The 17,527-nt window shown below is 53.7% G+C and carries 13 protein-coding genes; 8 read left to right on the forward strand and 5 right to left on the reverse strand.

Translation table 11 applies throughout. The features are described 5' to 3' along the window. Positions 1 to 120 precede the first annotated feature (120 nt). A complete protein-coding gene (locus ABD949_RS29580; RefSeq protein ID WP_345249979.1) occupies positions 121 to 945 on the forward strand; it encodes a response regulator transcription factor in 825 nt (274 codons plus the stop codon). 57 nt (positions 946 to 1,002) lie between these two features. Here the strand turns inward: ABD949_RS29580 and ABD949_RS29585 are convergent, their stop codons facing one another. Continuing rightward, positions 1,003 to 1,485 carry a response regulator gene (locus ABD949_RS29585; RefSeq protein ID WP_345249981.1) on the reverse strand — a complete coding sequence of 161 codons (483 nt, stop codon included), beginning with the start codon at positions 1,483 to 1,485 and terminating at the stop codon, positions 1,003 to 1,005. A 407-nt stretch (positions 1,486 to 1,892) separates the two neighbouring features. Between ABD949_RS29585 and ABD949_RS29590 the strand changes: the two genes are divergently transcribed. The 5 genes from ABD949_RS29590 to corA all read left to right on the forward strand — a co-directional run bounded on the left by ABD949_RS29590 (position 1,893) and on the right by corA (position 9,009). Then, entirely contained in the window at positions 1,893 to 2,252 is a 360-nt protein-coding gene (locus ABD949_RS29590; RefSeq protein ID WP_345249983.1) for a hypothetical protein, read from the forward strand. A gap of 742 nt (positions 2,253 to 2,994) precedes the next feature. Continuing rightward, positions 2,995 to 3,345, forward strand: a complete 351-nt coding sequence (locus ABD949_RS29595) for a hypothetical protein (RefSeq protein WP_345249985.1) — start codon at positions 2,995 to 2,997, stop codon at positions 3,343 to 3,345. 179 nt (positions 3,346 to 3,524) lie between these two features. Then, entirely contained in the window at positions 3,525 to 6,578 is a 3,054-nt protein-coding gene (locus ABD949_RS29600; protein ID WP_345249987.1) for an amidohydrolase family protein, read from the forward strand. A gap of 28 nt (positions 6,579 to 6,606) precedes the next feature. After that, a complete protein-coding gene (locus ABD949_RS29605) occupies positions 6,607 to 7,926 on the forward strand; it encodes an amidohydrolase family protein (protein WP_345249989.1) in 1,320 nt (439 codons plus the stop codon). A gap of 129 nt (positions 7,927 to 8,055) precedes the next feature. Next, the gene (corA, locus tag ABD949_RS29610; RefSeq protein WP_345249991.1) at positions 8,056 to 9,009 is read left to right on the forward strand and encodes a magnesium/cobalt transporter CorA; all 954 of its coding nucleotides are present in this window, start codon (positions 8,056 to 8,058) and stop codon (positions 9,007 to 9,009) included. A 46-nt stretch (positions 9,010 to 9,055) separates the two neighbouring features. On the opposite strand, the gene ABD949_RS29615 is transcribed toward corA, so the two are convergent. Further along, the gene (locus tag ABD949_RS29615) at positions 9,056 to 9,916 is read right to left on the reverse strand and encodes an endonuclease/exonuclease/phosphatase family protein (protein WP_345249993.1); all 861 of its coding nucleotides are present in this window, start codon (positions 9,914 to 9,916) and stop codon (positions 9,056 to 9,058) included. Positions 9,917 to 10,109: 193 nt separating this feature from the next. Here ABD949_RS29615 and ABD949_RS29620 point away from each other — a divergent pair, with 193 nt between their 5' ends. Further along, positions 10,110 to 12,401, forward strand: a complete 2,292-nt coding sequence (locus tag ABD949_RS29620; RefSeq protein WP_345249995.1) for a PAS domain-containing sensor histidine kinase — start codon at positions 10,110 to 10,112, stop codon at positions 12,399 to 12,401. On the opposite strand, the gene ABD949_RS29625 is transcribed toward ABD949_RS29620, so the two are convergent. After that, entirely contained in the window at positions 12,398 to 13,237 is an 840-nt protein-coding gene (locus ABD949_RS29625; protein WP_345249997.1) for a ceramidase domain-containing protein, read from the reverse strand. The genes ABD949_RS29620 and ABD949_RS29625 overlap by 4 nt on opposite strands. Before the next feature lie 56 nt (positions 13,238 to 13,293). Next, complete coding sequence (locus ABD949_RS29630) at positions 13,294 to 15,039, reverse strand: M14 family metallopeptidase (protein WP_345249999.1); 1,746 nt, start codon at positions 15,037 to 15,039, stop codon at positions 13,294 to 13,296. A 153-nt stretch (positions 15,040 to 15,192) separates the two neighbouring features. On the opposite strand from ABD949_RS29630, the gene ABD949_RS29635 reads away from it, so the two are divergent. After that, complete coding sequence (locus ABD949_RS29635) at positions 15,193 to 16,074, forward strand: NmrA/HSCARG family protein (RefSeq protein ID WP_345250001.1); 882 nt, start codon at positions 15,193 to 15,195, stop codon at positions 16,072 to 16,074. Here ABD949_RS29635 and ABD949_RS29640 read toward each other — a convergent pair. Beyond that, a complete protein-coding gene (locus ABD949_RS29640) occupies positions 16,064 to 17,521 on the reverse strand; it encodes a DUF1593 domain-containing protein (protein WP_345250003.1) in 1,458 nt (485 codons plus the stop codon). The genes ABD949_RS29635 and ABD949_RS29640 overlap by 11 nt on opposite strands. Positions 17,522 to 17,527: the final 6 nt, after the last annotated feature.

Genomic DNA, 17,527 nt, shown 5'->3' on the forward strand with positions numbered 1-17,527 from the left:
TACCAGTTCATACAATAAACCAGTTCAGTTATACCGTTGTGGTTCTCCTGAACAGCAGCGGTACATCACAGCGTCAGTTCTTTTCAACGTTTGAAGACTGTACGATCAACGTTACAAAGCATGAATCTACTCACTGATTACCTGCGCTATCCGGCGCTGATTTCGCATCTGACCGGGGCCGATAATTATACGTGGCTTTCCTTCCTGAATGGTAAGAAAGTGCTGTTATCCAAGCCGATTTGTTATTTTGAGAAGCGCTTGCCCCACTTTATCCGGGTGCATAAAACGGCGGTTGTTAATCCGGCGTATATTGAGGACCTTCAGTGCCCTCCGCGCCGGAAAATGGCGGGGGCCGTTCATATGAAATGCGGCACGGTACTGCCTGTCGGACGCCGTCGCTGGGCGCAGGTAGTTGAACTACTGCAGCAACCGCTTTCCAAAGAGACCTACCTGGTCCGGGATTCGGGTGAGCAGGTGCCGGCGCTAACTTTTTCCCGTAGGGAAACAAGCAAAGGTCGTCGGGTCTTTATTATCATCAAGGATGATATGCGGGCGCTTTTATTTCAGAAACTGATGGAAGAAAAATGGCCGGATTATGAACTGATCTTTTTTGAAAACGGCCCGGCCATGCGTCAAATGCTGGTTGCCTGCACGGACCGTCAGTTGCCGGCAGCCATCATTCTCGACCTTAGCAAATCCTGTGCGGATATGCAGAAAACACTGAGTTTTGTAAAGTCAACAAGCCGGCTGCAGCATTTACCAATTCTGGCGTTTACCCCCTCCGTTTCGGATGCGAATCAAAACTACAACCTCGGGGTAAATGCCGTCATTAAGACGCCGACCGATATTATGCTGTTTACCCAGGCAGTGGAAAAAGTAGGAAATTACTGGTTCTCAGTAGCTGCTTTACCGAATTCCTGCGACTTGCAGAAGGTCAACGTCTAATAACGTAGTCTTGTATACGTAAGGAAGTGACGTATCCTAACGTCACTTCCTTCTTATTTACTGGTAAAACGGGAAATCAGGCAAGGTTACCGTTTCCCACCAGTATTCCTTGATAACCTGAAAACAGTGCAACCATTCCTGGTATTGCGTTGGCTTTACCAGATAGGAATTAATGCCCTGACGGTACGACTCTGCAATATCCTGTGGATTATTGGAGTGACTCAAAACCACAACAGGTATTCTATCAAAGGGTGGATCCAGCTTCTTTATCTGATTCAGCAGTTGCCAGCCGTCTTTCCGGTCTGGCAGGTATAAATCCATCAATATCAGTTTGGGTGGTACTTCAGCCCGGTTTGAGCAGGTCGTCAGATAATCCAGCGTTTGAGCAGCACTTGTTGTTACTACTGGTTCCACTTCGGTAAAGTTTTCCTGCATCGCTTTCTGCATAAAAACCCAATGGTCAGGGTTATCTTCAACAACCAGCACTTTGGGAGCTACACGGGAACGGACCAGGGTTTGAGCGCCATTATATAAATGCATAGAAGAATTTAGGATGGACACGAATACAAAGATACGGTATTCTACTTGTTACATAGATAGGAGATAGATTTTTTGTCGGCTATTCTGGCAGGCAAAACGCCCTTAAACGAGCAAATTATCGTAAGAAAGCGGGGGCGTGGACCGAATCCTAACAGCAGCTGGTCAATTCAGGCATTATGTCACCGATCTGCTGTTATGTAGGTGTCATTCGGGGATACTTTTACAGTGTAAGCCAGAGGAGCAGAACAGATGATAAATCGAGTAAGGGTATTATCCCTGCTATTGGCTCGTAATCAGTATTAAGATATAACGTTCTGGGGGTACATAACTATCAGGTGAGGCCGGCACCTGGAGGCTGGTCCGCCTGATAGCTTATGTTGTTTGCCTCCTAAATGAATATACCGGATATGATAGTAAGCTATGGCCAGCAGATTGGTGAGTTAGTAGAGGGCTTAACCTGGAAGAGCGCCATTGAGAGCCCAGTTGTGGCGGTAAGCGTTCCTTTTTGTAAAGTGCAGTGGTGGAATCTGATGGGCTATCGGGAGAAGACGGATCCCTTTGAGCACCTGCTTAGTATCAGTTGGGATATAAATCCCTCGGCCTGGTACCAGTTAACCAGACTCTTTGGTAGCCTGCCCAATGTTGAGTCTTCCCTGATGGCATCGTATAAATGCCCCTGTTTACAACCGCTGTATTGTCGCTATTTGCTAATGAACAATGGCCTGAAGTGGGTCGGTGTAAGAGTTTATGTAGTTGAGACCGAATAAACCAGCCAGAGGGTATGGCATTATTTGTAGACCATTTGCCATTATCGATAGCGTTGCTGTCGGTGATGGCCATGTTTATGGCTGGAATTCTCGTCAAGCTAGAAGATAGAAATAAAGCGCGAAAGCGGCTTAAAAAGAAGTTGAAAAAAAATAGACTTAAAGTTCGGATGTAGACTCTTGGTTTTTGACAGTTATTTTCTTGGTTCAAGGTAATTACAGTCAGGCACCCCATTCTGTAGGGTGCCTGATTTTTATATGTTAACGTATAGTACTTAGAGTTTGAAAAAGACAATTAAAAATGGCTTAAAGTCAAGCAGATGATAACCGGTCAGGGTTCCGGATAAAAAGTAAAATAAAACTATCTGTAAAGGAACAAAAATTCTATAGTTATTGTAGGGCTTGCGTAGGAAGTATCCGGTTTTATTCCAATATTTGTGATGCTAAACTGGATAAAATCCAGAGATTAGTCCACCGTATTCAAATTAGCTAGTTCATAGCGTCTCCCGGTTCAGTTTCCTAAAGAACTGAACCTTCATGAAAAGACCGGTCTTGTTAGAATACCGGCCACCTGACAAAACATAAATCATACGCGATTGCCTGTTTGTAAAAGCAGGTTTATCGTACCCGTGTCCTCTGCTACTTCTCAGGAAGAATCAGGGTAACCAGGTTTCTGTGTCGCATCCCGACAGAGGAGCATTTAAGTTTGCCAGAATGGAGAACAGCGTATAAACACATATACCTAATGCGTAACGGTTATCTTGCTTTAGTAGCGGAACAGACTGATGAGAAATCAGTAAACATTCCGGGATTCGATCTCAATGAACCTTCCTCTTATCCGGTGGTGGTGTACCCTTCCGGAATGAAATTACTGGAAACCCTTTCCAAACAACCTGTTGTTTCGCTTCCAGAATATATTGTACTGGATCTTGGCAAAGTGGAAGATGAGGATCTGGAAGCCATCCGGATCTTGAAAGCCGATGAGCGATTCCGGTCTATCCCGGTTCTGACCCGTCGCCTGACTAGTTCACGTCGTTCCATCTATCATCTGGATCCGCCCGCGACTAAGTCACTTCCGTTTGTGCCCTATCAGTAAAGCTACCGGTTCACGCACCGGTCCACATTTCGAGGCAATTTGGTACAAGGCTAATCCAGACTGATCCTATTTTATGAACCAGCAGGCCGGCAGAATATTGTATGGGTCGGTCGGCAGATAATACCCTTACTTTGTTATTTTTGTAGTTTATGCCTCATTCATAACTGACGCTAAACTACATGAAAAAACGTTTCCTGATGCTCCTGATGGCTGCCGGTCTCGCCCTTCCCGGCTGGTCGCAGGTGACTTTCCCGCTTAATGGGGTCTATGACGAACGGCCCGGCGTGTATGCTTTCACCAACGCTACGATCGTTATTGACCCCCAGACCACCCTCGATAACGCGACGCTCCTGATTCGCAACGGTATCATTGAAGCGGTGGGCAAAGATGTGAAGCTGCCCGCTGGTGCTGTAGTAACCAACCTCCAGGGCAAGCGCATCTACCCAGCCCTGATTGACCTCGAATCTACGTACGGTATGCCCGAGGTAAAACGGGCCCCGGGTCAGGGCGGCCGGGCACCCCAGCAACACGAATCAAACAAAAAAGGCGCCTACTACTGGAACCAGGCCATCCAGCCGGAAACCGACGCCAGCCAGTTGTTCAAGGTAACCGAACAAAGCGCCGACGAACTACGCAAACTCGGTTTCGGTGCCGTGTTGACCCACCACCACGACGGCATTGCGCGGGGGAACGGTGCCCTGGTTTCGCTGGCCGACGACCGCGAAAACACGGTAATGCTGCGGGCGGGCGTTTCGGCGCATTACTCTTTCAGTAAAGGTACCTCCACGCAGGCATATCCTAATTCGCCAATGGGTTCGGTGGCCCTGCTTCGACAGGCATTTTATGATGCCGACTGGTACAAACGGGGTGGGGCTAAAGAGCAGGCCAACCTGTCGCTGGATGCGCTGAGCAAACAGAAAAGCATACCTCAGATTTTTGAAGCGCCGGACAAATTCGGTATCCTGCGGGCCGATAAGATCGGGGATGAATTCGGCATTCAGTTTATTGTAAAAGGTACCGGCGATGAATACCAGCGGCTCGATGAGGTAAAAGCCACCGGCGCTTCGCTGATTGTGCCGCTTGCCTTTCCGCAGGCCTACGATGTTGAAGATGCCTGGGATGCCGATAACGTCTCCCTGGCCGAACTGAAGCACTGGGAGATGGCCCCCGCCAATGCCGGTATGCTGGCGAAGGCGAATATTCCTTTTGCCCTGACAGCTGCCGGCCTGCGCAACAAAGCCGATTTCTGGAACAACCTGCGGAAGGCCATTGAATACGGTCTGCCCGAAGCTAAAGCGCTGGAAGCGTTGACTACGGCTCCGGCCCGGCTGATCAAAGCCGATGATCTGCTGAGTACCCTGCAAAAAGGCAAACTGGCCAATTTCATCATCACCTCGGGTAATCTGTTCAGTCCCGATAATATCATCTACGAAAACTGGATTCGCGGAAACCGGCATATCGTCAACGATAAGAGCGTGGCCGACCTGCGGGGAACGTATACCCTGACCATTGGCAACCAGAAGAACCTGAAACTGCTGATTACTGGCAAGTCGGTCGAGAAGCCGGAGTACCAGATCACGGTGAACGATACGACCCGACTAACGCCGAAAGTGGCCGTAAGCAATGACCTGCTGTCGATCCAGGTGCAACTGGACAAGAAACCCGGCACCGGGACCACCCGCCTGACTGGCTATCGTGAGAACGGAAGCCTGAAAGGCGACGGCACGCTGCCCGACGGCACGCCGGTAAAATGGACCGCTACGCTGGCACAGGCGTATCAGCCCACGGCCACCAAAGCGGATACCAGCAAGGTGAACAAGCCCGAAATTGGTAAGCCCCTCTACCCGTTTGTGGGCATGGGGAATACCGAAAAACCGAAAGCCGAGACGCTGCTGATCCGCAACGCTACCGTCTGGACCAACGAAAAAGATGGTATCATGGGCAGTACTGATGTGCTGGTGCAAAACGGCAAAATCGCTCAGGTCGGCAAAAATCTGGCCGCTCCGGCCGGCGCGAAAGTCATTGACGGTACGGGTAAGCACCTGACCAATGGCATCATTGACGAGCACTCGCACATTGCCCTTTTCTCCGTAAACGAAGGCGGACAGAGCAGTTCGGCCGAGGTGCGGATGGGTGACGTGGTCAATTCCGACGACATCAACATCTACCGCCAACTGGCCGGGGGGGTAACGTCTTCGCAGTTGCTGCACGGCTCGGCCAACTCCATCGGCGGACAGTCGGCGCTGATTAAGTTAAAGTGGGGTGAGTCGCCGGAAAATATGCTGATTAAAGGAACTGACGGTTTTATCAAGTTTGCCCTGGGCGAGAACGTGAAGCAGTCCAACTGGGGTATTGCCAACCCGACCCGGTTCCCGCAGACCCGGATGGGCGTTGAGCAGGTGTACTTCGACCATTTTGTGCGGGCCCGTGAGTACGACAATGCCTGGAAGAAATACAATGCCCTGCCGGCCAAAGAAAAGCTGAACGCCGTGCCGCCCCGACGGGATATTGAGCTGGACGCCCTGGCCGAAATTCTGAATAAGAAGCGTTTTATCACCTGCCACAGCTACGTGCAGTCGGAGATCAATATGCTGATGAAAGTAGCCGATTCGCTGGGCTTTAAAGTAAATACCTTCACGCACATTCTGGAAGGCTACAAAGTAGCGGACAAAATGGCCAAACACGGTGCCGGTGGTTCTTCCTTTGCCGACTGGTGGGCGTACAAAATGGAGGTAAAAGACGCCATTCCGTACAATGCCGCTCTGATGCAGCGCGAAGGCGTGACGGTGTCCATCAACTCCGACGATGCCGAAATGGCCCGCCGGTTGAACCAGGAAGCTGCCAAAACAGTCGAGTATGGTGGTATTGCCGAAGAAGACGCCTGGAAAATGGTGACGCTGAACCCCGCCAAACTGCTTCACCTCGACAACCGGCTGGGCAGCATCCGGGCCGGTAAAGATGCCGACCTGGTTCTCTGGAACAACAACCCGCTGTCGGTTTACGCCCGTCCGGAGAAAACGATCATCGACGGCGCCATCTATTTTGACCTGCAGGCCGAAGACCAGAAGCGCGGGGAGATGCAGAAAGAACGCGCCCGCCTGATTCAGAAAATGCTGACGGCCAAAGTCGGTGGGGCCCCGACCCAGCGGCCGACCTTCCGCCGGGCCCGCATGTTCCACTGCGAAGATGTGGAAGGGATTATGGCCGAAGGAGAGACGGAGCACAAGCACTAGACCCAGGTAAAAAGACCCAAAAATTAACATGAAAAAAATAGTAGCATCTATACTGGTTCTGACAACGCTTCAGAGTTTCGCGCAGAACCCGGCCCCGGCCCGGCCGCAGATCCGGCCGGTGGCGCTGACCGGCGGCACCATTCACATTGGCAACGGCCAGGTAATCAACAACGGTACCGTTGTGTTCGATAAGGGCGTAATCACCGCCGTTGGCGACGCCAGTACGCCCATCGACCGCAACAATACCGATGTTTATAACATTGCCGGCAAACACCTCTATCCGGGGCTGATTTCGCCGGCATCGACGGTTGGCTTACAGGAAGTAGCGTCGGTAAAAGCGACGCTGGACTACAATGAGATTGGGGTTCTGAACTCAAACGTGCGGGCGCTCATTGCCTACAATACCGATTCGGAGGTCATCCCAACCATTCGCAACAACGGCGTGCTGCTGACGCAGGCCATGCCCTCGGGCGGTACCATATCCGGTAGTTCGTCGATCATGCATACCGACGGCTGGAACTGGGAAGATGCCGTACTGAAAGCCGACGATGGCCTTTGGCTTAACTGGCCCGGCTACCTGTCGCGGGAGTTCAACATGGAGGATTTCTCGGCCAGTCTGAAGAAGAACGACAAGCGGAATGAAGCCATCGCCGTGCTGAAGGCCACGTTTGCCGACGCCAAAGCCTACGCCGAACTCACCAATGCAGACCCGGTAAACCTGAAGTTGGAGGCCATGCGCGGGTTATTTACCGGTAGCCGCAATCTGTACATCCGGGCCGGTTACGGGAAAGACATTATCGAAGCCATCAAATTTGCGAAGGAGATGGGCGTGAAGAAGCCGGTCATCGTCGGTGGCGAAGAATCGTACCGGGTTGTCGATTTTCTGAAGGAAAACAACGTCCCTGTTATCCTGAGCGAAGTACACCGGCTGCCCGGCCGGCAGGACGAAGATGTGGATATGCCGTATAAACTGCCGGGTGTTCTGCAAAAAGCGGGTATCCTGGTCAGTCTGAGCTACCCCGACGAGTGGTGGCGGACGCGCAACCTGCCGTTCCTGGCCGGAACTGCCGCCGGTTTCGGCATCCCTGACCGCGAGGATGCCCTAAAGCTGATCACGTCCAACAGCGCCCAAATTATGGGCGTGGACCATCTGGTGGGTACGCTGGAGAAAGGGAAGCAGGCTACCCTGTTTGTCTCAAAAGGCGATGCGCTCGATATGCGCACCAACGTCGTTGAAATGGCTTTCATCCAGGGCCGTAACGTCAACCTCGACGACAAGCACAAGCGGCTGTACGAGAAGTACCAGGAGAAGTACGGCCACAAACGCCCGTTGGCGGAGAAGAGGTAAGTTTCGGCCGCAGGGCGGGCCGACGCTTCGGAGCTGACCCGGACAATCAAAAGCGAGCCGACTATGCGTCGGCTCGCTTTTTTTTAGAACTTTGCGGGCGTTTAAGGGCCATCTGTCAACAGCCAGCGCATGATCCGTATCTTCCAGCAGGACGAAACCTCCGTACGTAAAATAAAAGACCTGGATTCTTTTTCCGATACCGAGCATACGCTTTGGGTTGACCTGCAAAACCCCTCCGGCCAGGAAATCAAAAGCGTGGAGGAGAAGTTCGACGTCGACTTTCTGACGCAGCAGGAGCAGGCCGAGATCGAGAGCAGTTCGCGGTACATTGAGGAAGACGAATACCTGATTGCCAACTCCAACTTTCTGATTCCGGATAAAGAGCAGCGGTACCTGAACGTGCCCGTCAGCTTTATGCTCAAAGACGATGTGCTCTTTACGTACCGCAACAATGCCGACCTGAAATCATTTGCCGATACCGTCAAGAAAATCAAATCCAAACGGGCCGTCTTTCGCGATGGGGCCCAGATCCTGATCAACATCTTTGAGTCCCGCATCGACTACGACGCCGACCTGGTCGAGATGGTGGCCCAGGAAGTAAAGGCCATCAACAAACAACTGGACCTGGATGCGCAACTGGATCGTGAAATGCTGCTGAAGATTAACGATTATCAGGAATTGACCATGTCAATCCGGGAGAATATCGTGGATAAACAGCGGGTGATTTCGTCCATGATCCGGAGTGACGGCTGGTTCAACGATGCCGAGCAAGCCAGGTTGCGGACGCTGATCAAAGACATCAATTCACTGATTGATCATACCAATTTCATCTTCGAGCGGCTGGAATTTCTGCAGGATACCTTTCTGGGTCTGGTAAACCTGGAGCAGAACCGGATCATCAAGATCTTTACCGTCGTTTCTATCGTTTTCCTGCCCCCGACGCTGATCGCGAGTATTTACGGCATGAACTTCGACATAATGCCGGAATTGCACATGACCTTTGGCTATGCCCTGGCGCTGGGGCTGATGTTTCTGTCTTCGCTGGTAACCCTGTACATTTTCCGCAAGAAGAAGTGGCTGTAACGCACTGCGTGGTAAGGTGGTAGGGCTACCAGTCGGCGGTAGCCCTTCAGCGCTCCACACTCACGCGGCTGATAACCGGCCAGTGATCAGAGACATATACCTCACCATTCACAATGGGCAGGTAATCGTGCCGTTTAACGCTAATAGCTGGACCGACCAGGATAAAATCGATGGCCGGTCCCGGCTTACCCTTACCAAAGCCGTTGAAAGAGGCTGTACCGCCGGTATGCGCTTCTTCCGAAAGGCGTTCGGTATTGATCAGGCGGAAGTTGGCATCGGTGGTTAGGGTCTGAATAGCGGGAGAGGCCTCCGGGGAATTAAAATCGCCGGTCAGGATCACCGGCAGGCCGGCGCTGAGTTCCTTGATCTTGCGAATCAGTAACCTGGAGCTGTTTTGCCGAGCCTGTTCGCCAATGTGGTCGTAGTGCGTGTTGATGACGAACAGCTTACGGCCGGAGCGTTTTTCCCGAAACTGCCCGTAAGTGGCTACCCTGGTGATGGCGGCATCCCAATTTTTACTGCCTGGTACATCCGGCGTTTCCGACAGCCAGAAGGTGCCTTGGGTGAGTACCTCAAATTTGTCTTTGTTGTAAAAAATGGGAGAGAATTCGCCCTTGGTTTTTCCATCGTCACGGCCAACGCCAATCCAGGCGTACTGGGGCAGTTGCTGCTGCAAATCGTAGATCTGCCCGGCCAGCGCTTCCTGTAAACCAGCGAAATCAACCTGGTAATCGGTAAATACCTTAGCGGCCATCTCTTTGCGGTTCGGCCAGGCATTAAGGCCATCTTGCGGGTTGTTGTACCGGATATTGAAGGAAAGAATATTGAGCGGCAGCGGGCGGTTCTGCTGGGCCGGGGCGATACCGGAGAAAAGCATCAGTAAGGCAGGAAGCAGGTATAGTTTCATGCAAGGTTGACGATTGATACTGGATAAATAATGGTTTTTGGAATGAACACAACTGTAAAAGCGCTGGTGCGGGTTTATTTTACCGTTAATGGCACCATAAAATCAAAATTGACCTATATTCATCAGCCCTGGGCTTTTTCATAGTACTTTCGGTCTTTTGTCGAGAGCCGCCCCGGCTCACCCACACTGTTTTATGTTATCCTCACCAGATACTCCTCTTTCTCTGGACATGAACGGCTTACTGAATCAGGCTCCCTTTGGTGCCTTGATTTTTACGGCAACCGATAGTTCCGGGACCCTTGATGACTATAAACTCACCTATGCCAATCAGACGGCGGTCTGGCTGCTGGGTCGGCCGGCCAATAGCCTGCCGGGGCTGGCGCTGGCCGACCTGCTGCCTTCAACCATTGAGCTAACGACCGCGAATCTGCTCCGGAGCCAGTATGTAGGGCAGCCGGTGCATTTTGTCTGGTTGAACCAGGCCGGGCAGGGCCAGCAGACACGGTGGCTGGAGGCTTCGTTTCGGGAGCTTGACCACGGGATCGCCATGTACCTGCGCGATGTCACGGACGAGCATCCGGAGGCCGTCGGAAAACGCACCGAAGTGGAATTGCTGCGGGCCGTCATCAACAACTCGCTGAACGGGCTGATGCACTGCGAGGCTATCCGCAATGACGAAGGAACGATCATTGATTTTCGGGTCAATATCCACAACCAATCTATGACTGGCCTCACCGGTGTGCCGGGCTCTACCGCCAGGGTGAATACCTTTACGGGCCTGGACCCGTTCGTGATTTCGTCCGGCCTGATGGATGGGTACAGCCGGGTGGCCGTTACCGGCGAACCCCTGCGGGTATCGTACTACTACGAACCGATTGACCGTTGGCTCGATGTGTCGGCGGCCAGACTGGACGATGGCATTGTGGTGTCACTGGTGGATATTACCATGGCGCGGCAGGCGGTACGCGAGAAACAGCAGAATGCCGAGTGGCTCGCCAGACTGTACAACAGTTCCATCAACGGCATTGTAATTCTGCAGGCGGTGCGGGATGAGCAGGGGCAAATCGTCGACCTGGTTTATCAACGCGTCAACCGGGTGGCCGAGCGGATTCTGGGTTACCCCTCCGGGTATATGAATGGCCGGAAAATACTGGAAATTTTTCCGGCGGTAAAAACTACCGGTGTGTTTGACCAGTACGTCCACACCATTGAAACCGGTGAAGCCAGACGCGTTGAACTCCATTACCCGTTTGATGGTCTGGAGATCTGGTTTGACCTCTCGTTCCAGAAACTGGAAGACGGTATCGTCATCAGCTTCCTCGATATAACGCCCATCAAGAAAGCCTCCATACGGCTGGAAGAACAGGCTCAGCTGCTGAACGGAATCCTGGATGGTTCGCTCAGCGCTATTCTGTGGTTAACGGCTATCCGGAGTGAAACGGGCGAGGTAGAAGACTTCCGCATCGAGACGGTGAACCAGGCGGCCAGCCAACTATTGAAAACGCCACTGGAAGGGCTGGTCCAGCAACGAATGCTGCCTCTCTTTCCGGGTGCTATGTCAACCGGCCTGTTCGACCGCTTCAGCCGGGTGCTGGCATCTGGCCAGCCCGAGCGCTTTGAGCAGGTCTACCAACAGGATGGTCAGAATGGCTGGTACGATGCGTCGGTAACCAAACTGAACGATGGCGTGGTGCTGACGTTTCAGGAGATTACCGATAAAAAGCTGGCCCAGTTGCAACTGGAGGAGTCGGTGCAGCAGTTGAAGCGTTCCAACGAAAACCTGGAGCAGTTTGCGTACGTGGCGTCGCACGATCTGAAGGAGCCGCTGCGCAAAATCACCGCCTTTGGCGATGTATTGCAAAGTCAGTTTGGTCATCAGTTGGGGAGCCAGGGGCAGGATCTGATCCGGCGTATGCAGCAGGCCGCCGACCGAATGAATACCCTCATCCGGGATCTGCTGTCATACTCCCGCCTGGCTACCAAAGCCAGAAACCGGGAGCGGGTCGATCTGCAAACGGTCGTTACCGACGTGCTGACCGACCTCGAACAGGTAATCCGGGAAAAAGATGCCGACATTCAGGTGGCCGAATTACCGACTGTGGTTGGTGACGGATCGCAATTGGGGCAGCTGTTTCAAAATCTGCTGAGCAATGCCCTGAAGTTCGTGGCCGACGGAACGCCCCCCCGCATCCGGATCGGCTGCGAAGCCGTAGCGGGTCAGCGTATTCCGGCCTTTGTTGCGCTCGCCCCTAAAGAGCAGTACTGGAAAATCACCATATCCGATAACGGCATCGGGTTCGATCCCAAATATGCCGACCGGATTTTTGAGGTATTCCAGCGACTGCACGGCCGCGGCCAGTACGAAGGTACCGGCGTGGGGCTGGCCATTAGCCGGAAAGTGGTCGAAAACCACCGGGGAGCCATCACGGTCGATAGCCAGCCGGGTGTGGGAACGACGTTTTACGTGTACCTGCCACAGGCCTAAGCCGCCAGGCTTGCCGGTGTTTTGTTGAACCGGAAGAAGCAGTAACTACAAAAACTGCTCAGGGCCGTCAGCAAATGCCAAAGCGCATGGCCCTGAAAGAACGAGTACGGATCGCAACCTACCTTTTGTACATCCAGCGTCCGGATGTAGATGGCCAAAACCACCAGCACCAGGCTCAGCAGCACCACCCAAATGGAGCGTTGGGCCCGGAACTGGGCATAATGGATCACCATACCGGCGTTCAGCAGCAGAATCAGGGCGGGGACTAACCGGGCGCTGGGTACCAGCCGAGCGAGGGGTAAAAACATGCCAATCGCTACAAGGACCGCGGCTATCCAGAGCCATTGCTGGGTGCTGCTCAGCCGGATGCGGTGGCCGAGGTGATAACCGGTAATCCCCAGCAGCGTAAGCAGGATGCTGTAGGTGGCGTTCATATCTACCCGCTGGCCCAGGTAGGTCAGCGAAGCATGAAAAAACGCACTCCCGATACTGAGATAGATAAAGCAGACTCCCATCAGCGCAGACAGCAGGGGGAAGCCAGCTAACCGGTTGGGAGTGTGGCTGGTCCGGTAGCGGTTGTCCTGCCGGGCAACCAGCAGGATGAGGACGCCAAAGAAGAAGTAAGCCAGGTTGGAGTACGTGTTTACAGGCTGGTGGAAGAAGCGCTGGGGGTGATTGAACTCGCAATACTCCACCGTCAGGGCCGACTGGCTGACTTTCATGGCCGACCACACGCTGGCCGTCAGGGTTTTATCCAGCCCAGCCCAACCGATTAGCATGAGGATGGTGGCTACGCCTGCCTGTAAAATTAACCTGGATAAAACGGCGGTCGGCATGGTCTGAATTGGGTGTAAAGCTGAATTTAAGCGACACTTCGTTAAAATGAGCCTGGTTACCGGACACGCGCTACCGGGTAGCGGTTGTGGGTCGGTTCGTAATAAGGTGAGTTTTGGTAGACAAACTCCAGTTGGGCGGCTGCGCTTTCGGCAAACGCTTTGTCGGCGGCTTTGCGTTCATCCAGTTTTCGGCGCACCTCGGGATGGTGTTTCAGGTAATCGGCGGCTGCGTCTTCAAACACATAGTCGGAGAAGTGTTCTTTCTGACCCAGTATGCTGTCGAAGAAGTTCCAGGCAAAAAACGAATCCACGCCCTGCGGCTCCAGCGTTTCTACTATATAGCGGTTTGCCGGCTGGTTGACCGGGATCAGATAATCGCCTTTGTAGTAGGGTAGTTGCCGGCGCTCGGTACGTACCTGCACCCCCGTATGCAGGTAATGCCCTTCGTAGGGGCGCTGGCCGGTTTTGTAATCGGCAATGTAGTAAACCTCCACCTCCAGGGTAATGTCGCGGGCCAGCGGCTGCATCTGCACACCGTTGCGCTTCAGCCGGTCGATCACCTCGCTCCAGCCCTGCGGAATGACGTAGGCGGTGGGCTTTTGCACCTGCACATCCGGTACGAACGTATTCCAGTAGGGAATCTGCTTCGAGAAAGGAGCGGAGCGGTCGTACCACAACCGGCGCAGACCCGATACCTCGCTGGGTTTATAGCGGGCGGCATAGCCCCGGAACGTGATCGAGTCGACTTTCGACCGGTCGGGTTTGTAGCTGACCGTGAAGGTTGTTTGCCGGCTTACGGCTGCATCGGCCTCTCGCTTGTTGGTGGTAAGCTGCGTAGCGTCACGCTGGATCAGTCGCAGGGCTTCTTCCATAAACGCTAGCGTGCCCTTCACGCGGGAGGGGTAATCTTTCAGCATATGCAGCTCCACCACAAAGCCGATGCAGTTGAACAGGGCTGCGTAGCCCGAACTGTAGCGGGGGGCGTCATTGAACCCGGCAATGCCGCTCTCGGGGGTGTCGGTAAAATTGTTGACGTACGGCACCGGCTCGAAGCCCCGGCTGGTCAGCGCTTTGTCCAGTTCCGGTTGCAGGGTTTTGGTCATATAGCCGGACACCATCGGGTGCAACTTGTCTTTCTGGGTGGCAAAATAAGTCAGGATATGCTGGTAGTCGGCCCCGTTGCTGGTATGGTTGTCGATCAGAACATGCGGCTTGTAAGTCTGGAATATCCGCTGCCAGGACACTGCGTTCTTGGAATCCGCTTTGATGAAATCCCGGTTGAGGTCGTAGTTGCGGGCATTACCCCGGAAGCCATATTCTACCGGCCCGTTCTGGTTAACCCGCGATACGCCCCGGTTCAGGCTACCGCCAACATTGTATACCGGCACAATACCAATCAGCACATTTGGGGGAACTCGGTTGGCCTTGAGCATCTCACGGGCCCAGATCATGCTGGCGTCAATGCCTTCGGGTTCGCCGGGGTGGATACCGTTGTTGACCAGCAGCATGACCTTACCCGGAGTGGGGGTAAAGCGTTTATCCGCCGACAGCAGCAACAGGTGCAGTGGTTTGCCGATGTCGGTGGTGCCGGCTTCAATCAGTTTCGCCTGGTCGTACTGCCGGTCGAGTTGCTGGTAGAATGCGATGATCTCGGGGTAGGTAGCCGTCTCCTGGCCGTTGGTTCGTTCGTAGCGGGTGAGGAGGGAAGGGGCGGTCTGGGAATAAAGGAGGAATGGGAAAAGGAGGAGGGCGATCAGTAGGAAAATGAGTCGGGCGGTCATAGACGAATTCAATTGTGACATCCGGCAAAGTTCTCGAAAAATTGCGTTGCCCCTGCAATTTCTGACCGTTTACGTACTGTTTGTGGCTCAGTTCGTGATCGGTAAACGGCTTACCATGATTACCGGCGAATTTAGCAGACCGAAACAATCTATCCATAAACATCATTCACGATCATGACAAACGGAAAAATAATCCTGGTAACCGGTGCCACCGGCAAGCAGGGTGGGGCCCTTGTCCGGCATCTGTTGACAACTGACTTCAAAGTTCGGGCGCTCACCCGTAACGTAAACAGCGAATCAGCCCGCAGGCTTCAGGCGCAGGGGGTTGAGGTGGTTCAGGGCGATCAGGAAGACAAAGCCAGCCTGGAGCGGGCGCTTAACGGTGTCTACGGCGTATTTTCCGTACAGAACTTCTGGGAAAAAGGCGTAGGCTATGCCGGTGAAATCCGGCAGGCCCGCAACCTGATTGATGCCTCCGTGCAGGCAGGTGTCAACCATTTTGTGCAGGCTTCCATTGCCGATGCGGCTGCGGCCAAGGGCGTTATGCACTGGGAGAGCAAGGCAGCCATTGAAAGATACATCGACCAGATAGGGTTGCCCCGCACGTTTCTGCGGGCGGTGTTCTTTATGGAGAATTTCTTCGATCCGAAATCCGGATCTGTTCTGTTTCCCATGCTGGCGGGTACGCTGCATCCCAATACCCGTTTCCATATGGTAGCCGTGGATGATATTGGTGCTATGGGCGCTTTTATCTTCCAGAATCCGCAGGTGTATATTGGTCAGGCTCAGGATGTAGCCGGTGACCAGTTAACGCTCGCCGAAATCAGGGCAACGTTTGAGCAGATCACCGGCCGCAAAACTCCGGCCTATACCATTCCCAAATGGATATCGCGGTTGATGATCAGCGATATGGTGAAGCAACTGGAGTGGAATAACAAGCCCGGCTGGTCGGTCGACATGAATACCTTACGGGCTGTTTTCCCAAATCTGACCAGCTTTGCAGAATTCCTGAGCCAACACCAGACTAAGCAGACCGCCGGCCGGATCACGGTTTGACCACCAGCGCCGGATCGACCGTGACGATGACGCGCCGGTAGCTGAACAAATTGGGCGTGCCATTGTCGCGAACTTCGCAGATCAGGTGAATGGTAACAGGTTTGTCGACCTTGGGAGCGATAAAGCGAACGCTGGACGTTTTGCTGGCGCTGAGGGTAACCGCTCCGGAGTACGTACCGGCTTCCTTGTAGACAAACCAGTTGAACGAAACGGCATTCCCGTCCGGGTCGGTGGTGCCGGTAGCGTCGGCTGTTACGGTGGCTTCGGGCGCTACCGTCATCCGGACAATGGCTTTGCTCTTGTCGCCCTGCAAGGCTACCACCGGGTTATGGTTCGCTTCGGCGTAGGTACGGGCCACGCACCAGTCCATGCGGGCGGCAAAATCATGCTGAAAGGCTTCGCGCCAGCGCCAGATGGTGGCCTGGTCAGAAACATGGATTTTACCGTCTTCGGTAACTACTTCGTCGCGGGAGTCCTGGGAGTTGGTCCAGATCGGGTGGGTCTCAGCGTAGCTCTGGTACCAGACATAGCGGCCACCCCAGCCGCCGTAGGCCGGACTGATGCTGCTGCCCAGCCCGTTGTCGATCAGGCTCAGAAACGATGGGGTGTCGCCTTCCATGATGTACTCCAGCCGGGGGTAAAATTCGCCCAGTGGGCCGTGGTTTTTCATTACGTGCTGCTCCAGCCAGGGGTTGTCTACCAGGGAAAACTTGTGCATCGGCCCGTTTTTATAATGCCGGTCGCCGGAAATACCCGACCAGGTTGCCCGGTAGTATTCACGCCAGTCGTTATTGCTGGGACTAACCACGTAGAACAAACCGGGAAACTCCAGCCGCATCCAGCGGCCGGCATCGTCCTGATCAGAGATGGAGTACACGCGTAGTTTAGCCACAAACTGGTCCAGGGCGGCTTTGCTGCGCGCTTGGCGGACTTCCCAGAGTGCCTGAGCCAGGCAGTTGGCTCCGCCCCAGACGCTGATCCAGATGTGCCGGTCATCGGCGCGATCAACTGCCTTGATGATTAACTGGGAGCCCGACGAGCTTTTACCAGGCCCCACACCCTCCATTCCGAAGAGAGGCAGGTGTTCAGCAACGCCGTTCATCAGGTGCGCCTGGGTCGGGAAACCCGGTGCGTGTTTCAGCAGGTTATCACGTACCTGTCCGTAGCGGTTTACTGCTTCCACCAGCTTGTCTTTCCGCACTTTGCCGCGCAGGTGGGTAGAGGTGGTGGCAATCATGCCCTCCACATCATACTCGTTGGCGTAGACCAGAAATCGCACCAGCGACTCCTGATCGTCCGGTTCGTTAGTTACGTCGGTCAGGACGATCACGCGCGGTTTAGGGACTTTCTCAAAACTGGCTGCCGGAATGGGTTGGGCAAATACCTGACTGGCAAACAGGAATAATACTGTCGTGAACAGGCTGGTTATAGACTTATTACGGGACATAAGGGT

Source organism: Nibrella saemangeumensis, from assembly GCF_039541915.1.
In the GTDB taxonomy this organism is placed as follows: Bacteria; Bacteroidota; Bacteroidia; order Cytophagales; family Spirosomataceae; genus Nibrella; species Nibrella saemangeumensis.